Source organism: Cobetia sp. D5, assembly GCF_035666195.1.
In the GTDB taxonomy this organism is placed as follows: domain Bacteria; phylum Pseudomonadota; class Gammaproteobacteria; order Pseudomonadales; family Halomonadaceae; genus Cobetia; species Cobetia amphilecti.
In genome coordinates, this window is record NZ_CP142020.1 from 599,619 (window position 1) to 618,398 (window position 18,780).

The following is an 18,780-nucleotide window of genomic DNA, read 5'->3' on the forward strand; positions in this document are numbered from 1 at the left end:
GGTGGGTATCAGGCAGCACTGTGAGCCGCCTGGTGCGAGTTCAATTGCGTCGTGTCAGATGTGGCGGGGGTGAGCAGCCCCTGCTGCGTCAGCCAGCCGATCTTGGTCATCGGCTGGCGCCCTTCATCGAGCAGGCGCTCGACCAGCGTCAGCCAATACTGGCGCGAGCGCGCATGGCGCATATCGACCGGATGCAGACCCAGACGCAACACCGGCGCCTGTTGCTCGCGGCTCAGCTTGCGCTGCGTCACCCACTGCGACATCAGGCGGCGTGGCGCGGAGCGTGCGCTCCACACGAGTCCGGGCGCATCGATGGCCGTGAAGTCAGGCAATCGATAGAGATGCTGAGGATCGCTGGTGTAGCGGAAGTCGAGGGACTTCAGCGCCTTGCGAGTGCCGTCACTCATCAGCCAGGCAGGGGCCACGAAGCCGTCCAATGGCCAGCCGAGACGCTTGAAGAGTGCAGCGCCTTGAAGCAGGCGTCGTCTGGCTTCGGCCTCATCGAGGGGGTAGAACTCGCCCTCCCAGGTCAGTACGCGGCGCATCAGGTAATCGCGCGGGGTGCGGGGGGCTGGCGCGTCATCGCAGTGATGGAAGCCATGCAGGGCAAGCTCGTCCCCCTGTTGGCGGCGAGAGTCCAGCAGGGCGATGAATTCCGGAGCGTCTTCCAGGGCGCTGCGATGATGGAAGTCAGGCACCACCAGCCAGGTGATCGGGCAGGGGTGGTTCAGGCGCGCCTGGCAGAGGGCATCCACCTCGGCGACGAAGTCCCGGTAGTCGGTCCAGGTCTCGGGCGCGACATCATGCAGGACCAACAGAAAGTGCTGCTTGGCAGCCGGCGATTCAGCCATGGGTCACCTCCTCGAGTACCGGTTGCATGCGAGTCCCGGTGACCGCGTGATAATGGCCGAGCAAGCCATCCACGACACGGTCCCAGGCATGGTGCTTCTCGACATGCCGCCGCGCCTGACGACCCAGTGCGGCGGGGTCATTGGCGAAGACTTCCTGCACGGCACGCGCCATGGCATGCGGCGAGTGCGGGTTGCACAGCTGACCGCAGCCCAGTGGCACATTCTCGGCCAGCGCGCCGGCACGTGCCGCCACCACCGGTGTGCCGCAGGCCATGGCTTCCAGTACCACCAGACCGAAGGTTTCCTGGGTGCCGGCATGCAGCAGCACATCCACCGAGGCCACCAGACGCGCCACTTCGGTGCTGCTGCAGAAATGCCCGGTCACGCTGACATTGTCGGGCAGATGTCGCGGCATGCCCGAGCCGATCAACAGCAGATGGTAGTCGGGGCCGAGCAGGCGGGCGGCCTCCAGCAACTCATCCAGATTCTTCTCGCGTGAGCCGCGTCCGGCGAAGGCCAGTAGGCGCACGTGGTCTTCCAGGCCAAGCTCGCGGCGCAGGCTCTCATCGCGGCAGTCAGGGTGGAAGGTGGAGAGATCGACACCGAGTGGCTGGATATGGACATTGTCGACGCCGAGCCGGTCGAGCCGGTCGGCCATCACCTGGCTGGGGGCCAGCACGCGATCGAAGTGGCGATAGAGGCGTTTGACGTAGCGATCGACGTTGGCCCCTGACCACTCGCCCAGGCGATTGGTGATCAGGCGCGGCAGGTCCGAGTGATAGAAGCCCAGCACCGGGACATCGAGCTTGCGACCGGCATCGAGTGCCGCCCACGCCGTGACGTAAGGGTCGCCGGCCTCGATGACATCCGGCTGCAGTGCCAGCAGCGTGCTGACCCAGCCGCCCCGGCGCAGGGGGAAGCGATAGCCGTTGCCGAAGGGAATGGGCGGTGCCGGCACGCTATAGAGGTCATCACTGACACTGGTGGTCTCGCCGGGGACCAGCAGGCTGTGACGAACATCGGGCCGCGTCCGCAGACGTCGTCGCTTGGCTTCCAGGTAGGTTCTGACCCCGCCACTGGAGGGGGCATGGAACATGGTCATGTCAGCGATATGCACACGGACTCCTCAAGACCGCTTTACCGGTCGTGCGCGATGAAGATGAATCCCGACGTCACTGCCCGCCATGGCTGCCTTGTCGTGCTTCAGGGTGCTCCCGGGTGCTTGAGAAAGACGCAATCGAGCACGCAGATTCCAGCAAGCCAGTGGCATTGACGAACGAGCCTCTGGTCAAGTCATGGGGGGAACCCGACGTGAAACCAAGGGCAGAGGCATGACATGCGGTGTCGCGCGTGACGAGACGCCTCGCCACGCGATGTTCCACACTGCGGCTGGCAATGACGTTACATCAGGAGATGACTGGTCTGTGTGACAACAGGGAACAATGTTGGTGCGATGCGCGCCCGGTCTCGGTCATTTGTCATCAAGCTCCTGTCATCAGGCTCCTGGCATCAGGCTCCTGGCATCAGGTTCACTGCCAGGGGAGGAGAGAAGTCACGCCATGCTGGCGATGGTCCAGCAGGGAGTGCGGCAGCTGGCCTCTGGTCAGTGCTGCGCAAGAGAAGCCATACGACATGCAAAAAAAGACCCTGTCCGGAGCCACCGGACAGGGCAAGTGCGTGCACTACAGGAATACAGGGGGCGACAGGGGGGAGGGTCGCCGGAGCGGGCATTGCAGGGTCTAGCAGTGGATCGACTCAGTCATGTCTGGCATCCGTGCCTGGTGTTGCATGGGGTCCTGGCATCGTTATCTGTCCTGATGGAGGGAGATCGGGCGTCATCACGCCAGTCCATGCTGGGACAGGTGCAGGGCGCTGGGCATTGCCTGGCCAAGCTCCTGCGAGAAGGCGGCTTCCGGCTCGGCTGGGCGCTGGCTGGCGAGCAGCACAAGGCTCAGCAGCAGGCCGGCGGCCAGCAGCAGGCGGTTGCGGGTGCGGCGGCGATCACGTTCCAGCAGCATCGCGACATGTTCCATCGCTTCACGTTGAATCTCACGCTGGCGCTCCGGAGAGGTGGAGCTGCCATCCGAGCTTCTGCCTGAGCTGCTGTCTGCTGCGGCGTCGACGCGGGCGTAGCTCATGGCCGGGTGACGAACGATGGCGGCATGCTCGGCCAGGTGACGCAGTGAGGTAGCTGCAGTGGAGCGATGAGTTTTCATTTCCGGGTCCTCGCATGGACGAACTTCATCAGGGACAGGCTTCAGTCATTCGCGCTTGGTCAATCCAGTAACGCTGCAGCAGTGAAAGCAGATGTCGTGTGTCGATGTGAGGAGTATAGCGTGAGCTTCTGTTTCACAAAATTACAATTTCTCACGCTTGGTACACGCACCGTATACGCAATGCACAAGAACGAAAAACGCCCCGGGCGCAGAGCACTCCGGGGCGTAGATGGCCGTGGCAATTGCCCGTGATGACAAGGCAGTTACATACGGCAGTGGTGGGTCGCGGCTTATTCGGCCGGACGACCTACCAGTGAACGACGCTCTTCACGGGCTTCGGTCAAGGAGACCTTGATGATGTCGCCCAGTGAGTAACGCAGCTCGTCTTCGATGCGCACGCGGCCTTCCTTGTCATCGATCGCGACCTTCTTGCGATCGCTGTGGATCAGCGGTGCCGGAATGAAGACGCTGGCGCCATTCTCTTCCAGACGCACACGCATGCCGCCACGACGGATGTCGATGATCTCGCCAGTGAAGACCTGCTGTTCTTCGGCGGCCTTGGTCAGGTAGCGCACGTAGAGCCAGTCCTTCACATCGCGCTCGGCCATGCGGTTGAGACGACGACGTTCGCTGAGGTGCTCGGTCAGCTGCTCGGTGGCTTCCGCCGGCACGTCCTGGCCGAGAATCACGCGCTTGATCAAGCGGTGGTTGACCATGTCGCCGTACTTGCGGATCGGCGAGGTCCAGGTCGCGTAGGCTTCCAGACCCAGACCGAAGTGCGGCCCCGGCTGAGCGGACATCACGGTGTAACCCTGGAAGCGACGCATGCGCACGTCCAGCCAGGTGTCTTCGCGGCTGTCCAGCTCCTGACGGATCAGGCGGTAGCCTTCCAGGCTGCCCAGCTGTTCCGGCGTGGCGGTGATGTTCTGGCCAGCCAGGAACTCGATGGTGTCGTCGTATTTCTCCGGCGCGAAGCCCTGGTGCACGTTGAAGATACCGTGACCGATGTGCTTGGAGAGCAGACGTGCGCAGCTCAGGTTCGCGGTGATCATGGATTCTTCGATCATGCGATTGCTGATGCGGCGGTGGTCGGCACGTACGTTGAGCACGTTGCCTTCCTCATCCAGCTCGAACTCGAAGTCCGGACGCTCGCGGAAGACCTGGGAGTTGCGTGCACGCCAGGCGATACGCGCCTGGGTGAAGGCTTCCAGCTGACGCAGACCTTCGGCCAGCTCTTCGGTTTCCGGCTTCCAGCTGCCTTCCTGGCCTTCGATCCAGTCGGAGACGTTGTCGTAGGTCAGGCGGTGGTGGGAGCGCATGGTGGCCGCGAAGAACTTCGGCTCGCCGATCACGCCATCGGTATCGATGTCGACGATGCACATCAGCGTCGGACGGTCTTCACCTTCCTTCAGCGAGCACAGGTCGTCGGCCAGGATTTCCGGCAGCATGGTGACGTTCTGGCTCGGCAGGTAGACGGTGAAGGAGCGCGTGCGCGCCTCTTCGTCGACACGGCTGCCTTCCGGCACGTAGGCGGTCGGGTCCGCGATGGCGATGCTCAGGGTCCAGCCGCCTTCCGGGCGCTCGACGATGTGCAGGGCGTCATCCATGTCACGCGTCTTCTCACCATCGATGGTGAAGAAGGGCACGTGGGTCATGTCTTCGCGAGTCAGGCCTTCCTCGAGCAGCGGCCAGTCAGTGCCGCCCTCCGGAGAGGCCTGTTCCAGCGCGTGACGCGCCAGGGTGACGCGCCACGGCACACGCGGGTTGTCCACGGTGGCGATGACTTCCTCGATCTGGGCGAAGAAGCTGCGGTCGTCCTTGCGCATCGGGTGACGCAGCAGACGTGCCACGACCCAGTCGCCATCATTGAGGGCTTCCTCATTGATGCCACGCTTCACACGCGCTTTCATGCGCGTGTTGATGGAGGGATGATCCGGCATCACGTTCAGGCGGCCATCACGCTTGCCGACACGAGCGACGAAGCGATCGACACCCGTCTCAATCAGCACTTCCGGCTGTACGGACTTCTTCTCACCTTCCACCTTGACGGTCGCTTCGACGGTATCGCCGTGCAGTACCTGCTTCATGGCGGGTGGCGGCACGAAGTAAGACTCGCCGTCCTCGCATTCGAGGAAGCCGAAGCCCTTGTCGGTGCCTTTGATCACCCCCGTGACACGGGGAATTTCCTGGCGGATTTGATCTTTCAGCTGCGCCAGCAGCGAATTGTTCTGCAGCATTTCGGAAGTTCTGTTGGCGGGGTCAGTGGCTCACTATACGGACATGGAGCATGGGGGGAAAGCTACCAGATGGCCCAACGCCCGCGCGGGCTGCGCGCAGGCGTGGATGAGCGGCAGGTCAAGCGTGGGCAAGCCTGGCGAAAGCGGCCTGCCAGTGCGCTTTGCCACAGGCTCAGGCGCGCACTCAGTCGGCGGTCGTCGTGGCGTTCAGCAGACCCGAAACCGGCGTATCACCGTCGAACAGGGTGAAGATGGGCGCCTTGCGATGACGGCCACCGATCTCGCGGGCCTTGATCAAGCCGAGCAGGAAATCGGCGACATTGGCGCGCGAGACCTGCATCTCGTCGGAGTCATCGGCGTTCTGGGTCAGCTTGCCGCTGCCGCTCTCGTTGGTGAGACGGCCGGGCTTGACGATGACGTGACGCAGGCCACTCTCGGCGAGGCACAGATCGGCCGCCTTCTTGGCCGCGAAGTAGGGGCGCATCGCCACCGGGCCGGCCAGCGGTGTCTCGGAGCGGATCGAGCTGACCTGGATCACGCGCGACAGCCCGAATTCGGCAGCCAGCTCCGCGGTGCGCATCGCACCGTGCAGGTCGATGGTCAGTGTCTTGTCCGGGCCGGTATTCGGGCCGGAGCCCGCGACGAACACCGCCTGATCGCAGCCATAGAAGGCCTGGCGCATCTCGCCTTCCAGGTCGCCCAGTACCGTCGGGATGCTGCGTTCATGGAACCAGCTCTGCTGCTCGGTCGAGCGGATCATCGCGACGACGGGTTCGCCGGCGGTTTGAGCCTTCTCGCAGAGTTGACGACCGATCTTGCCGTTGGCACCGATGATGAGCGTCTTGCGCATGCTGTCTGCTCCTTCGCGAATCAAATGGCGAGGCGGCTGGCGAGTGATATTGCCACTCACTGCCACGCCTCTCCTGGTACAGCAAGGTCTGCGGGCTGAGCTTTGAGACTTCAAGGGGACTGCTGTTCGGTGGCGGGCATTACGCGGCGACTCGCTCGCGGGATGAAGTCTGCGATGGTCAAGCATTAAAGGCGGTTGTCATCTCTGTCTGTGGCACGGGAGCCTTGCTAGGATGGCGCTGCCAGGCACGACTCCCTCAAGATTGCGCCAACGACAAGGATGCCCGATGAGCCGCATAGCCCACCCCGCCACTGATGATCATAGCGACACCGCCGCATGGCACGGCGCCGCCTTCCCCTCCGAGAGCGCGATCCGGGTCGGGCTGATCGGTTATGGCATGGCGGTGCGCACCTTCCACGCGCCCTTGATCGAGGCCACGGACGGGCTGGCGCTGGTGGCGCTGTCCACCTCGCGGCCCGAGGTCGTCAGGGCCGAGCGCCCACAGCTGGAGGTGGAGGTCACCCCGGAGGCCTTGCTTGCGCGTGACGATATCGATCTGATCATCATCGCGACGCCCAACGAGACTCACGCCCCGCTGGCCTCTGCGGCGCTGGCGGCAGGCAAGCATGTGGTCGTCGACAAGCCCTTCACGGTGACGCTTGAAGAAGGCGAGGCCCTGACCCGCCAGGCCGAGCAGGCCGGACGGGTGCTGGCGGTATTTCACAATCGGCGCTTCGATGCCGACTTCCTGACGCTGGCGGAATTGATCAACGACGGCACGCTGGGGCGCATCGCGCATCTGGAATCCCACTTCGACCGCTTCCGCCCGACGGTGCCGAACCGCTGGCGTGAGCAGGCACTGCCCGGCAGCGGCCTGTGGTATGACCTCGGCCCGCACCTGCTGGATCAGGCGCTGTGCCTGTTCGGCGAACCGGGCGCCATCCAGCTCACGCGTCGCGCCCAGCGCGAGGGCGCGGTGACCGATGATTTCTTCCATGCCGTGCTCGATTACGCCCACCATCCAAGGCACCCCGGTCTGGTGGTGGAGCTGCACGCCAGTGCACTGACGGCGGCGCCGACGGCACGCTTCGCCGCGCACGGCACCCGTGGCAGCTATGTGGTGTTCGGGCTCGACCCTCAGGAGGATTGCCTCAAGGCCGGTGACTGGCCCTCGCGTGACCCGCAGGAGCGCCAGGCGCGCCAGTGGGGGCGGGATGCGCGTCCCGGAATGTTGACCGTGCTGGAGGCCGACCCGGACGGTGCCGAGGGCGAGCAGGTGCTGGTGGGCGGCACACATCAGGGCCGCGATGGCGACTATCCGGCCTGGTATGCGGGGCTGCGCGACTGCATTCGCGGTCAGGGCGACAATCCGACCTCGCCCCATGAGGCACTGTGCGTGATGAAATGGCTGGAGGCCGGCATCGCCAGCGAAGGCTGAGGCCATCGAAGGTGAGATGACTCACGAAAGACGCGCGCCCTGAAGGCCGAATGGCCAGCAATCAGAGGCGCGCGTCTTGTTTTTCAAGGCAGTGGCAGCGGAGGCGCGGCCTGCTCAGCTCGCGTCGTCCTCGCCCTTGTCGGCCTTGCGCATGCGCGAGAACAGCTCCGCGCGCAGCTCACCGATGCGCGGCACCTCCTCGGCATGGAAGGGGATGGGGCGCAGCAGGCGCATGGCGCGCAGGCCGAGACGTGCGTTCATCAGGCCACTGCCCAGCCCCTGACCGGCCTTGGTGGAGAGGCGGCCGGCCAGATTCATCGACAGCAGGTCCATGCTGGCCTCGGCGGCCAGTTCGCTGGCACCGGCGAAGACCATCGAGGCCAGCACCTCCTTGAACAGCCGCAGGCGGCTGGCATAGCCCAGCTCCAGCCCGTAGAGGCGCGACAGGCGCTCCATCATGCGCAGCCCGCGCCAGGCCACCAGACTCATGTCGACCCAGGTCAGCGGCGAGACCGCCACCATCACCGCCGTCTCGCCACTCATGCGCGAGATGAGACGCCGCGCCTCGCGGTCCCGCGGTCCCAGTACGTGGAAGGCGAACAGCTCGCGGCGCTCCGACGGCGAGTGATGCGCTTCACAGGCGGCGCGCCAGGCGCGCACGCCGGCATCATCATCGCCGAGCTTCATCTGGCGACGCAGCTGTTCGAGCAGGTCTTCCTGCGGGCTGTCGGCTTTGCCGCCTGCCTTGCCCGAGTCCTCGTCAGGCGTGGACGGCGCATCACCGCGCTGGCCAAAGCTTTTCTGACCAAAGTCATCCTGCTGATGTTCTTCCAGCTCGGCGCGCAGCGCGACGTGCTTGCGCAGGTGACGCAGCCTGAAGAGCTCCTTGCCCAGCGCGCGGGCGCCGAGCCCGATGGCGCCAAGGCCCAGCAGGCCCCAGGCGCCGGCGATCAGGTCACCGCCCATGGCCGCCTGATAGAGCGCATGACCGGCTTCGACACCCCCGAGTGTCAGGGTGCCGAGCAGCAGCCATTTGAGGCCGCGATGACGTGGCCGGGCGCTCAGCGTCGCATCCAGTCCCGGCGTGGCGGGTTCCGGCTCGGCCGCCGCCAGGGGCTGGCTTTCCATCTCCGGCGAGAAGTGACGCGCGCCGCGCAGGGCCTCTGCCGCGCTCTCGGTGGGGCGCTCGGCATAGGCGGTCGAGGCGGCATCAGCCTGGGCCGAGTCGGCAGATTCGGGGCTCGTGAAGCGTTTGCCCGGGCGCGGATGGCGGGATTCGGTGGTCATTTCAGGTGGTCTCCCAGCAGCCAGTCGAGCACGGCGTCCATGCGAATGTGAGGTGGCGCATTGCCGTCGATCTTCGGCGGCGCGAAGTGGGGGAAGTCGAAGCGACTTTCGGCCCAGAAATTCGGGTCGGGCAGCCGTGACGGCACCTCGCCCGGGAACAGCAGCACGGACTCGCGGCCGGCGCCTTGCGTATCCGAGTTGCTCGCCCCCTCGTGCTCGCCGAGCAGTTGTCCCGCCAGCGCCGGATGACGTTGGCCATTCTCGACCACCTCACGCGCCTCGCTGGCGCGGATGGCGGCGATGGTGAAGGCCTTGAGCGGCACATCGCGATAGCGCAGGCGCTTGAGCGGGTCCGCCAGCAGCTGTTCGAGCAGGTCGCGCATCGCGCCATGCTGCTCTGGCGTGACGTGGTCGGCCTTGGTGGCGGCGATGGCCAGGCGGTCGATGCGGCGGTCCATCAGGCGCGCCAGCAGGTGGCGGCGGCCATAGGCGAAGCTGTCGAACAGCTTGTCCAGCGCACGGCTCAGGTCGCGGAATGGCGCCGGGCCGGCATTCAGCGCGCCCAGCACGTCGATCAGCACGATCTGGCGGTCAAAGCGCCGGAAGTGGTCATGATAGAAGGGGCGCACCACGCGGCGGCGATAGTGATCGAAGCGGCGTGCGAGGGTGCGATACAGGCTGGCTTCCGGCAGGGCGGCCAGCGCGTCGGGTGTCCAGTCACCGAGTCCCGGCAGCGGGAAGAACTGCAGCACCGGCGCTTCGTCCAGCTCGCCGGGCAGCAGGAAACGGCCCGGTGTCAGGTCGACGAAGCCACCCTTGCGGCGCGCGGCGTGCAGATAGTCGGTATAGAGGCTCGCGATCTCGGCGAGGCGGTCTTCATCCACCTCACTGTCCGGTGTCAGGCCCTCGATGGCTGCCATCCAGTCATGCGCCCAGTCGCCACGCCCGTCGGCCAGCTGGGTCTCGCACTCGCTGCTCCAGCCGCTGAAGTCCTGCTCCAGCATCGGCAGGTCCAGCAGCCATTCGCCGGGATAGTCGATCAGGTCCAGCGTCAGGGTGGCGCGCTGGCTGTCGAGCATGCGCGCGGCGCGCGAGGTGGGGCGAAAGCCGATCTTGAGACGCAGCTCGCTGATGCTGCGGGTCGGCGTCGGCCATTCGGGGCCGTGCGGCGAATGCTGGCCGGACAGCGAGCGCAAGCCGGCTTCCAGCGGGAAGCGCGGGATGGAGAGGTCCGGCTGGCTGACGCGTTCCGCGCCGAGCAGGCGGCCATCGCGTGCGGCGGGCAGCAGTTCCAGACGCGCGCCGAGTCCGGCATGACGCAGCTGCTCGATCAGCGAGACGAGAAAGGCGGTCTTGCCGGCACCGGACAGGCCCGTGACGGCGAGCCGCAGCTGGCGGTCGAGACCGCGCTCCAGCAGGTCATGTGCTTCGCGGCCCACATCGCGGGCAAGCTGGCGGGCGTTGCGGGTCATGGTGTTGAACATCAGGCATTCCCTGTCAGTGGGGGCGAGGCGGCGGCGCGATGTGATGGCGTCCTGGCAGCTGATGATGAGCTGGGTGATGGCCGGGACTTGTCAGCGTGCGCCGCACGGCTCGCCATCATCCCTCTATCTGCGGGCGATCGGCGCGCAAGGCAAGCTGACGCCACGCCAGCAGGGCGATGGGCAGCAGGCAGGCGGGGATCAGCAGCAGGTTGAGCAGCGCCCAGCCCAGCGTACTGACCAGGGGGCCGGCCAGCAGCGCCGTCACCGCCCCGGTGGTGAAGACGAGGAACTCGTTGGCGGCCTGGGTGCGGGCCTTCTCGTTGGGGCGATGGCAGCGGGTCAGCAGCGTGGTGGCGGGCAGGAAGGTGAAGTTCCAACCGATGCCGAGCAGGATGAGACCGAGGAAGAACCCCTGGGTTCCCGTCAGGTAGTCGGCGGCCAGCAGCTGTGCGGTGGCAAGGCTTGCCAGCAGAAAGCCGCAGCCGGTCACGATCATGGTGCCCGCCCCGAAGCGGTCGACCAGCCGCCCGGTGAAGAAGGACGGCAGAAACATGGCGACCACGTGCCATTGAATGGTGGTGGCGACGTGATCGAAGCCGTGTCCGGCATAGGCCATGGCCAGCGGTGTGGCCGTCATCGCCAGATTCATCACCCCATAGCCGACCATCGCGCTGAGCACGGCCAGCAGGAAGGTCGGTTGACGCAGGATCACGCCCAATGGGCGTGCAGGCGCCACTGCATCATCGTCGGCTGACTGGGCGTTGCCGTCACGGGGCAGGCGGATGAAGGCCAGCAGCAACAGCGCCAGCAGATAGAGCGCCCCCAGCCCGATGAAGCTGCCCAGGAAGGGGGTGTCGGCCAGTGCATGACTGGTACGCGCCAGCCAGGGCCCGAAGAAGGCCGCCAGCACGCCACCGCCCATCACCAGCCCGATGGCGCGCTCACGTTGCTCCTCCGGGGCGGCCTCCATCGCGGCGAAGCGATACAGCTGGCCGAAGCCGATACCGATGCCCACCAGCCAGGTGGCAAGCAGGAACAGTCCGAAATGCTGCAGATGCAGCGCCAGCACGGCCAGCCCCGCGCCAGCCAACCCGCACAGATTGCCGAGCACGAAGCCGCGCCGCCGCCCGAGACGGGCGGTGATCAACGAGGCGGGAATGGTGGCGCACATCAGGCCCAGCCACTGGGTGGCGACCGGCGCGGTCGACCAGCTGCTCGAGGCCAGCTGAGCACCGATCAGCGGTGAGACCGCGATCAGCAGGATGTTGCCGCTGACCAGCAAGGCCTGACACAGCGACAGCAGCGTGACGGCCAAGGGCAGGCGTGCCCGGTCGGCAGCGGGAGAAGATAGTGGCATGAAGGCGCAGCTCCGTCGGATGTCGGCGCCCGGCGCGCCTGATCTGATTATGCCTGTGCTCCGCTCAGGCGTTCCAACTCCGTGTTCAGGATTGCGCTCACGTTGAGCCTAGTCTCCCGCCCATTCCCGCAGGCTGCCCTGGCGCACGCGGCGGATGGCATGTGACAGCTCGCCCTGCTCGGCAAGACGATGGATGACCGCAGGCAGCGCAGCGCGGACTTGCGCGGCTGACATGCCGGGGGAAAGTTCCGGGGCATACAGCATCTTGAGCAGTACGTAATCCAGCGGGCTCAGCCAGGTATCCACCGTGACGTCACTGAAGACGGAGGGGAAGACCCTGTCTGAATCATTGGGCAGCCCCATCAGCTGGGCGCTCTCCTCGACGACGCAGTCCACCAGACGCGCCTTCTGGCGGGCATAGTCCGCGGGAATCAGGATCAGGCCGCTGGTGATGGCGTGATCCGGCCCGGTCTTGAACAGCGTCAGGCACACGCCTTCACGCAATGCCTTGCGCATGCCCGGGGTGGCGGCCTGCTGCTTGCCGACGTAGGCGGCGGCCTCGCGCGTCATGTGGTCCCGGGCGATGAAGGCGATGCGCAGGTTGGCCTTTCCGGTGGAGGACACGAAACTCAGCGGCTGGCCGGTGATGGCGGCCAGATGACGAAACTGGACCTCGCTCATCTGTCGCTGCATGCGCGAATTGCCCAGCTGCGAATCGACCCGCACCTTGATGGGCGCCTGCCAGCGCACCAGCGAGGCGCTGCTGCCGGGTTGGTATTCACGCTTGAGTGCCACTTCCATGAAGCTGTCCGTCAGCACATCGGCCCGCTGCCAGCGCTCGGCGGCCTGGCTCGGGCTGACGACGGCCAGACTGGGCAGCAGCAGGGCGATGCCCAGCGCCTTGAGCGCCCTGAGCGAGGAAAAGAAAGGAGCCCTCAGCGAAGAGGAGAAAGAAGCCCTCAGCGTGGAAAAAAACAGCCCTTTGAGCTGGCGATGGGGTAAGCAGGGCATGGGCGACCTCTTCAGGGAACATGCAGTTCAGCATGCCTGAAATGCACACGCCCCGCGTGTCCGAGAGGGCAACGCGGGGCGTGATACTCAATTGATGACGATTTGTCGTTTTGAAGCGGCGACTATCAGGCGTCAGATGAAGGCCAGATAGATGGCGATCACCAGCACGACCAGCAGCAGCGCGCAGACCTTGGCGCCTTTCCAGGGCGTCATGTCGATGGCGCCGACATCCTGCTGGATCCACGGCTCGTCACGCGGCGCCAGCTTGCCGATGATCAGCATCATCGCGATCAGCAGCACGAACACCAGGCCGACGAAGTGGAACTCGTGGATCACGTCGAGCACGCCGGAGAAGGCCGGCACGAAGTAGACCACCCCAATCACGCTGCAACCGATCAGCAGTGCCAGGTTGGCGGCGATGGTCGGCACGCGACGCGTCAGCAGCCCCATCAGCACCACGGCGAAGATCGGGATGAAGTAGATGGCATTCATCTTCTGCAGGTAGCCGAACAGACTTTCCTGGCCGGCCAGCAGCGGCGCGAGGGTCATGGAGGCGATCGCCAGCACCCAGCCGAAGCCCTTGGAGACCTTGACCACTTCCTCGTCGCTGGCCTCACGACGCAGATGCGCCTTGTAGATACCGGTGGAGAACAGCGTGGTGGTGGCGTTCAGCGCCGAGTTGAAGGACGACAGGATCGCGCCGACCATCGCCGCGGCGAAGAAGCCGGTCAGCGGCGCGGGCAGCACATCGAAGACCAGCTGGCCGTAGGCGCTGTCGGCCTTGACGCCGGAAGAGGCATAGAGGTGATAGGCGATGATGCCGGGAATCACCAGATACAGCGGGCCCAGCAGCTTGAGGGCACCGGTCAGCAGCACGCCTTTCTGGCCCTCGGCGAGGGTCTTGGCGGCGAAGGTGCGCTGGATGATCTGCTGGTTGGTACACCAGTAGAAGAAGTTGATGATCATCACGCCGGTGAACAGGGTCGAGAAGGGCACCGACTGGCCTTCACCGCCCATGGAGTTGAATTTCTCCGGATTGGCGGCGGTCAGCGTGTCCCAGCCGGCCATCACGCCCTGGCCATCACTCACCGCATCGAGGCCGAAATAGACGATCAGCATGCCGCCGATCAACAGGCCCACGCCGTTCAAGGTGTCGGAGATCGCGATGGAGCGCATGCCGCCGAACAGGGCATAGATGGCGCCGATGATGCCGACCACCCAGATGGTCATCCACAGCAGTGCATTGGGCGAGCTGATGCCGGTCAGCGAGGGCAGATCCAGCATGCCCTGCAGGCCGATGGCACCGGAGTAGAGGATGATCGGCAGCAGGATCACCGCGTAGGCGAACAGGAAGATCAGGTTGGTGATCAGCTCGGTGCTGCGGCCATAGCGCAGGGCCAGCAGCTCGGGCAGGGTGGTGATGCCACTCTTGAGGAAGCGTGGCAGGAAGAACATCGCCATCACCACCATGGCCAGTACCGCCATGACTTCCCAGGCCATCACCGACAGGCCATCGGTGAAGGCGGCGCCATTCAGGCCGACCATCTGTTCGGTGGACAGGTTGGTCATCAACAGGGAACCCGCGATCAGCGGGAAGGTCAGGCTGCGTCCGGCGAGGAAATAACCGGTGGAATGCGAGGTGTCATCGCGGTGTGTCCACCACCAGGTCAAGGCGGCGACCAGGCCGGTAAAGAACACGAAAGAAACAAGTGTCAAGGCATGCATGGGGGAGAATTCCTTTAGGCGTGCGGCGGCGAATCATGAGGCGGTGGGCAGGTGACCCGGGTAGCGATTCGACGCCGATCCAGCCGTGGCGATGCAATGCACACAGCAAGCTGTGTCATCGTCCGTGAAGAGACTCACCGGTAACATTCACGGCAAGACTGGCGCTAGTGTAGGTATCTCCCGATTTCTCGCTATCCGCCATTTGTAGAACATACGTAGGTTTCGGGGTGTGGTTGGCGTCGATTGAGCGTTGAGAATGAACAGGCGGTCATTGCTTCTCAGTCTCTGGTATCAGGCATTGATCGCAGTGTCGTAAAAAGACACATGTCGCGGCTTTCACCGCGTATTGCGGGTCATCCTTCATGCTCAATCAGAGACGCCAGCGCCCCGCCATCGGTAAGGATGACGGGGCGCTGGCGTACTCATTTCATACGCTCATGTCGTGCACTCATATCGTGAGGTCATGGCGATGACGATGACATGTGGCGTGCGATCGCGCTATGCGAGTGGGGCGATCAGCCGGCGAAGGCCAGATAGATGGCCATCACCAGTACCAGCAGAATGATGCTGGCGATACGCGTGCCAGCCCAGGGCGTCATGTCGATGGCACCGACGTCCTGCTGGATCCAGGGTTCGGCGCGCGGTGACAGCTTGCCGATCACCAGCATCATGGCGATCAACAGCACCAGCACGATGGCGATGAAGTGGAAGTTGTGCACCCGATCGACCAGCTCGGAAAGCGTCGGCACGAAGTAGAACAGGCCGATGACTGCGCAGCCGAGCACCAGCGCCAGGTTGGCGGCGATGGCCGGCACGCGCTTGGACATCAGCCCCACCACGATCACCGCCAGCAACGGGATGTAGTAGATGGAGTTCACCTTCTGCACGTAGACGAACAGGCTTTCCTGGGTCGCAAGCAGCGGCGCGATGGCCATCGCGGCGGCGGCCATGATCCAGCCGGCCCACTTGGAGGCCTTGACCACCTCTTCATCGCTGGCCTGCGGCTTGAGGCGTGCCTTGTAGACATCGAGGCTGAACAGGGTGGCGGTGGAGTTGAGCGCCGAGTTGAAGGACGACAGGATCGCGCCGACCATCGCCGCGGCGAAGAAGCCGGTCAGCGGCGCGGGCAGCACATCGAAGACCAGCCGGCCATAGGCGGCGTCGGCCTTGATGCCGTCACCGGCGTAGAGCTGGAAGGCGATGATGCCCGGCAGCACCAGATACAGCGGGCCCAGCAGCTTGAGGGCACCGGTCAGCAGCACGCCCTTCTGGCCTTCGGCGAGGGTCTTGGCGGCGAAGGTGCGCTGGATGATCTGCTGGTTGGTGCACCAGTAGAACATGTTGAGCAGCAGCACCCCGGTGAACAGGGTCGAGACCGGCACTGACTGGTCATCCCCGCCCAGCGAATTGAGCTTCTCCGGGTGGGTCTCCTTGAGCGTCTCCCAGCCGGCGAGAATGCCATTGCCGTCGCCGACACGGTCCAGCCCGTAGTAGACGATGATCATGCCGCCGATCAGCAGGCCGATGCCGTTCAAGGTGTCGGAAATGGCGATGGAGCGCAGGCCACCGAAGAGGGCATAGATGGCGCCGGCGATGCCGACGGCGATCACGGTGCCGGTCAGCAGTACCATCTGCGAGTCGATGCCGGTCAGGGCGCGCAGGTCGAGCACGCCCATCAGGCCGAGGGCGCCGGAGTAGAGAATGCTGGGCAGTAGAATGATGGCGTAGGCCAGCATGAAGATCAGGTTGGCCAGTAGCTGGGTGGTGCGATCGAAGCGCAGTGCCAGCAGTTCCGGCAGGGTGGTGATACCGCTCTTGAGGAAGCGTGGCAGGAAGAACATGGCCATCGCGACCAGCGAGACCACGGCCACCACTTCCCAGGCCATCACGGAAAGGCCGTCGGTGAAGGCGGCGCCGTTGAGGCCCACCATCTGCTCGGTGGAGAGATTGGTCATCAGCAGGGAGCCTGCGATGATCGGGAAGGTCAGACTGCGTCCGGCGAGAAAATAGCCGGTGGAATGTTGATGGTCGTCACGACGGGTCAGCCACCAGGTGATCACGGCGACCAGCCCCGTGAAGAACACGAAGGAGCTCAGGGTGAGGGCGTTCATGGCATTATCCTTGTTGAACAACAGGGCTCGGAGGCCTGCTTGCTCAGCTGCCCATCGTCTGCAGAACATGCCTCACCGTTGGCGCGCGGTACCACGAGACACGCTGTCAGCGACCGACATCTAGCGTGCCGATCAGTGTCAAAGAAATGCCTGACCCTCACCATTGACAATTTGTCTGACATTTTTCTGCAATTGTCTGATTCGTGCAGACATAGCCTGCCAGCGGCTGTCGACCTGTCGCCATGACCAGAACGCCCCGCCTCTTGCGTGTCGGTCGACAGCAGGAGGCGGGGCGTTGTCGTTGTCAGAAGCTGGTATCGGAAGTCGGTGTCAGAAGCCGATAGTCAGCAGCGAGTGCCACATGCCGACATCAGAAGCGAGTGCCAGAAACCGACACCGCTGTCAGGCGCTGGCGGCGGCGGGGGTCAGCACCTGCTGGTAGAGCGAGGCACCGTGGATGTCCTTCAGCGTCACGGTCAGCGCTTCGCTCTCGGGGTCGAGATCCACCTGGCCGAAGAACTGGAAACCCTCGCTGGGCGACATGTTGGCCCGCCCCTCAGGCGGCGCCTTCACGAATTCGAGTTTCGGCCCGAAGGTGTTGTCCAGCTCACCGGGACCGAAGGTGCCGGCGTGGATCGGGCCGCTGACGAATTCCCAGAACGGCGTGAAGTCCTTGAAGACGGCGCGCTCGGGCGAGTAGTGGTGCGCGGCGGTGTAGTGCACATCGGCGGTCAGCCAGACCAGATTCTGGATGTCGTGATCGCGCACGAACTTGAGCAGTTCGGCAATCTCCTGCTCGCGCCCCAGTGCCTCGCCATCGCCATTGGCGCCGTTCTCGAAGTTGCCGCCGTCACGCACCAGCAGCCCGATCGGCATGTCGGAGGCGATGACCTTCCAGGTAGCGGTGCTGGCCTTGAGCGACTGCTTGAGCCATGCCAGCTGATCGCGACCCAGGAAGTCGGTCTGTGGCCCGCGCCCCGTCTGGCGGTTGGCGGAATTGGCACCGCGGAAGCTGCGCATGTCGAGCATGAACATCTCGAGTCCCGGCCCGAAGCTGAAGTTGCGGTGGATGCGCTCCGGCGCGGCTGGGCCGGTGCGCAGCGGCATGTTCTCGAGGAAGGCGCGACGCGCATTGGCGGACAGCACGTCGAGATTCTTCTCGGTGTAGCGATCATCCTCGAGAATCTCGCCCGGGTACCAGTTGTTGGTGGTCTCGTGGTCGTCCCACTGGGCGAACATCGGCACTTCGGCATTGAAGCGGCGCAGGTTCTCGTCCATCAGGTTGTAGGCGTACTGGCCACGATACTCGTCCAGCGTTTCTGCCACCTTGGACTTGGCGGGCGTGACGATATTGCGCCACAGGCTGCCGTCGTGCTGGGTGACGCTCTCCTCGAGCGGGCCATCGGCGTAGATGGTATCGCCGGAGTGCAGGAAGAAGTCCGGCTTGACCTGGCGCATGGTCTCGTAGAGGCGTAGGCCACCGAAGTCCGGGTTGATGCCCCAGCCCTGACCGACGGTGTCACCGGACCACACGAAACGCAGCGCACGCGGTGTCTGGGCGCTCGGCGGCAACACCAGGCGACCGGCGGTGGCCTCGCTGATGGCGCGGTGATCATCCAGCGCCGCGTAGCGCACCCGATAGAAGACCTCGCCGCTGGCGTTGGCGCGAGTGCCGATGCGGGTCAGGTCGAGCTTGCTGGTCAGGCCGTCCGCCGGCAGGGCCACCGGGCCACGCATCTGGAAGGCGCCGCGCATCTCGGGATTGTCGGCCAGTTCGATCAGCATGCGTGCCGGCTTGTCGCTCTGGCTCCACAGCATGGCGCGGCTGGCGGTCACGTCGCCGCTCATCACGCCGGAGGGCATGCGCGGGCGCCGTCCTTCGGCCATCACGATGGCGGGAGCGCCGAGCAGGCCCGTGGTCGCCAGCAGCCCGACCCCGGCACCTTGCAGGCCGCGCCCCAGCAGCTGGCGGCGGTCCATCCGTGACGGGGCGCCGGCGGGGGTGACTGTCGAAGCGTCATTGCCGGCTGGCGCAGCGCTTGGCGAAGCGGGGGATGTAGGGGTGGTTTGAGCGGCGTGGGACTTGCGAGAGGAACGCAAAGGCAGCAGATCAGACAGACGGCGGGACATGACGGGCTTCCTTGTAACGGTCTGGCGTCAGGTTGGGATAGAGAGTGGCAACACAAGTGACATCAGGGCACCAGCCAGCGCGG

At 64.9% G+C, this 18,780-nt stretch carries 13 protein-coding genes; 1 reads left to right on the forward strand and 12 read right to left on the reverse strand.

Going from position 1 to position 18,780, the window contains the following annotated elements; genetic code table 11:
- Nucleotides 1–8: 8 nt before the first annotated feature.
- The 5 genes from U0O11_RS02565 to U0O11_RS02585 form a co-directional block, all read right to left on the reverse strand.
- Nucleotides 9–851 (reverse strand): polysaccharide deacetylase family protein, encoded by an 843-nt coding sequence (locus U0O11_RS02565; protein WP_324691544.1) that lies wholly within the window; start codon nucleotides 849–851, stop codon nucleotides 9–11.
- Entirely contained in the window at nucleotides 844–1,968 is a 1,125-nt protein-coding gene (locus U0O11_RS02570) for a glycosyltransferase family 4 protein (protein WP_043333996.1), read from the reverse strand. The genes U0O11_RS02565 and U0O11_RS02570 overlap by 8 nt, the downstream gene beginning before the upstream one ends.
- 721 nt (nucleotides 1,969–2,689) lie before the next feature.
- The gene (locus U0O11_RS02575; RefSeq protein ID WP_324691546.1) at nucleotides 2,690–3,067 is read right to left on the reverse strand and encodes a hypothetical protein; all 378 of its coding nucleotides are present in this window, start codon (nucleotides 3,065–3,067) and stop codon (nucleotides 2,690–2,692) included.
- A 290-nt stretch (nucleotides 3,068–3,357) separates the two neighbouring features.
- A complete protein-coding gene (locus U0O11_RS02580; protein WP_043333994.1) occupies nucleotides 3,358–5,304 on the reverse strand; it encodes an exoribonuclease II in 1,947 nt (648 codons plus the stop codon).
- A 184-nt stretch (nucleotides 5,305–5,488) separates the two neighbouring features.
- The gene (locus tag U0O11_RS02585; RefSeq protein WP_324691548.1) at nucleotides 5,489–6,154 is read right to left on the reverse strand and encodes an NAD(P)-binding oxidoreductase; all 666 of its coding nucleotides are present in this window, start codon (nucleotides 6,152–6,154) and stop codon (nucleotides 5,489–5,491) included.
- A gap of 286 nt (nucleotides 6,155–6,440) precedes the next feature.
- Between U0O11_RS02585 and U0O11_RS02590 the strand changes: the two genes are divergently transcribed.
- Nucleotides 6,441–7,592, forward strand: a complete 1,152-nt coding sequence (locus U0O11_RS02590; protein ID WP_324691550.1) for an oxidoreductase — start codon at nucleotides 6,441–6,443, stop codon at nucleotides 7,590–7,592.
- Nucleotides 7,593–7,706: 114 nt separating this feature from the next.
- Here U0O11_RS02590 and U0O11_RS02595 read toward each other — a convergent pair whose 3' ends face one another.
- From U0O11_RS02595 to U0O11_RS02625, 7 genes are all read right to left on the reverse strand, one after another.
- Complete coding sequence (locus U0O11_RS02595) at nucleotides 7,707–8,879, reverse strand: TIGR01620 family protein (RefSeq protein ID WP_324691551.1); 1,173 nt, start codon at nucleotides 8,877–8,879, stop codon at nucleotides 7,707–7,709.
- The gene (locus U0O11_RS02600) at nucleotides 8,876–10,363 is read right to left on the reverse strand and encodes a YcjX family protein (protein ID WP_225347534.1); all 1,488 of its coding nucleotides are present in this window, start codon (nucleotides 10,361–10,363) and stop codon (nucleotides 8,876–8,878) included. The genes U0O11_RS02595 and U0O11_RS02600 overlap by 4 nt, the downstream gene beginning before the upstream one ends.
- 115 nt (nucleotides 10,364–10,478) lie before the next feature.
- Nucleotides 10,479–11,684 (reverse strand): MFS transporter, encoded by a 1,206-nt coding sequence (locus tag U0O11_RS02605; protein ID WP_324692488.1) that lies wholly within the window; start codon nucleotides 11,682–11,684, stop codon nucleotides 10,479–10,481.
- A 144-nt stretch (nucleotides 11,685–11,828) separates the two neighbouring features.
- Complete coding sequence (locus U0O11_RS02610) at nucleotides 11,829–12,731, reverse strand: DUF2927 domain-containing protein (protein WP_324691554.1); 903 nt, start codon at nucleotides 12,729–12,731, stop codon at nucleotides 11,829–11,831.
- A gap of 132 nt (nucleotides 12,732–12,863) precedes the next feature.
- Nucleotides 12,864–14,456 carry a solute:sodium symporter family transporter gene (locus U0O11_RS02615; RefSeq protein ID WP_225347536.1) on the reverse strand — a complete coding sequence of 531 codons (1,593 nt, stop codon included), beginning with the start codon at nucleotides 14,454–14,456 and terminating at the stop codon, nucleotides 12,864–12,866.
- Between the two features lie 515 nt (nucleotides 14,457–14,971).
- A complete protein-coding gene (locus U0O11_RS02620) occupies nucleotides 14,972–16,567 on the reverse strand; it encodes a solute:sodium symporter family transporter (protein ID WP_054555382.1) in 1,596 nt (531 codons plus the stop codon).
- Between the two features lie 402 nt (nucleotides 16,568–16,969).
- Nucleotides 16,970–18,697 (reverse strand): alkaline phosphatase D family protein, encoded by a 1,728-nt coding sequence (locus U0O11_RS02625; RefSeq protein ID WP_225347537.1) that lies wholly within the window; start codon nucleotides 18,695–18,697, stop codon nucleotides 16,970–16,972.
- Nucleotides 18,698–18,780: the final 83 nt, after the last annotated feature.

Bases quoted from the DNA above. Each gene is read 5' to 3' on its own strand.
- U0O11_RS02565 (WP_324691544.1), bottom strand. From the start codon at position 851: ATGGCTGAATCGCCGGCTGCCAAGCAGCACTTTCTGTTGGTCCTGCAT.
- U0O11_RS02575 (WP_324691546.1), bottom strand. From the start codon at position 3,067: ATGAAAACTCATCGCTCCACTGCAGCTACCTCACTGCGTCACCTGGCC.
- U0O11_RS02580 (WP_043333994.1), bottom strand. From the start codon at position 5,304: ATGCTGCAGAACAATTCGCTGCTGGCGCAGCTGAAAGATCAAATCCGC.
- U0O11_RS02585 (WP_324691548.1), bottom strand. From the start codon at position 6,154: ATGCGCAAGACGCTCATCATCGGTGCCAACGGCAAGATCGGTCGTCAA.
- U0O11_RS02590 (WP_324691550.1), top strand. From the start codon at position 6,441: ATGAGCCGCATAGCCCACCCCGCCACTGATGATCATAGCGACACCGCC.
- U0O11_RS02595 (WP_324691551.1), bottom strand. From the start codon at position 8,879: ATGACCACCGAATCCCGCCATCCGCGCCCGGGCAAACGCTTCACGAGC.
- U0O11_RS02600 (WP_225347534.1), bottom strand. From the start codon at position 10,363: ATGTTCAACACCATGACCCGCAACGCCCGCCAGCTTGCCCGCGATGTG.
- U0O11_RS02610 (WP_324691554.1), bottom strand. From the start codon at position 12,731: ATGCCCTGCTTACCCCATCGCCAGCTCAAAGGGCTGTTTTTTTCCACG.
- U0O11_RS02615 (WP_225347536.1), bottom strand. From the start codon at position 14,456: ATGCATGCCTTGACACTTGTTTCTTTCGTGTTCTTTACCGGCCTGGTC.
- U0O11_RS02620 (WP_054555382.1), bottom strand. From the start codon at position 16,567: ATGAACGCCCTCACCCTGAGCTCCTTCGTGTTCTTCACGGGGCTGGTC.
- U0O11_RS02625 (WP_225347537.1), bottom strand. From the start codon at position 18,697: ATGTCCCGCCGTCTGTCTGATCTGCTGCCTTTGCGTTCCTCTCGCAAG.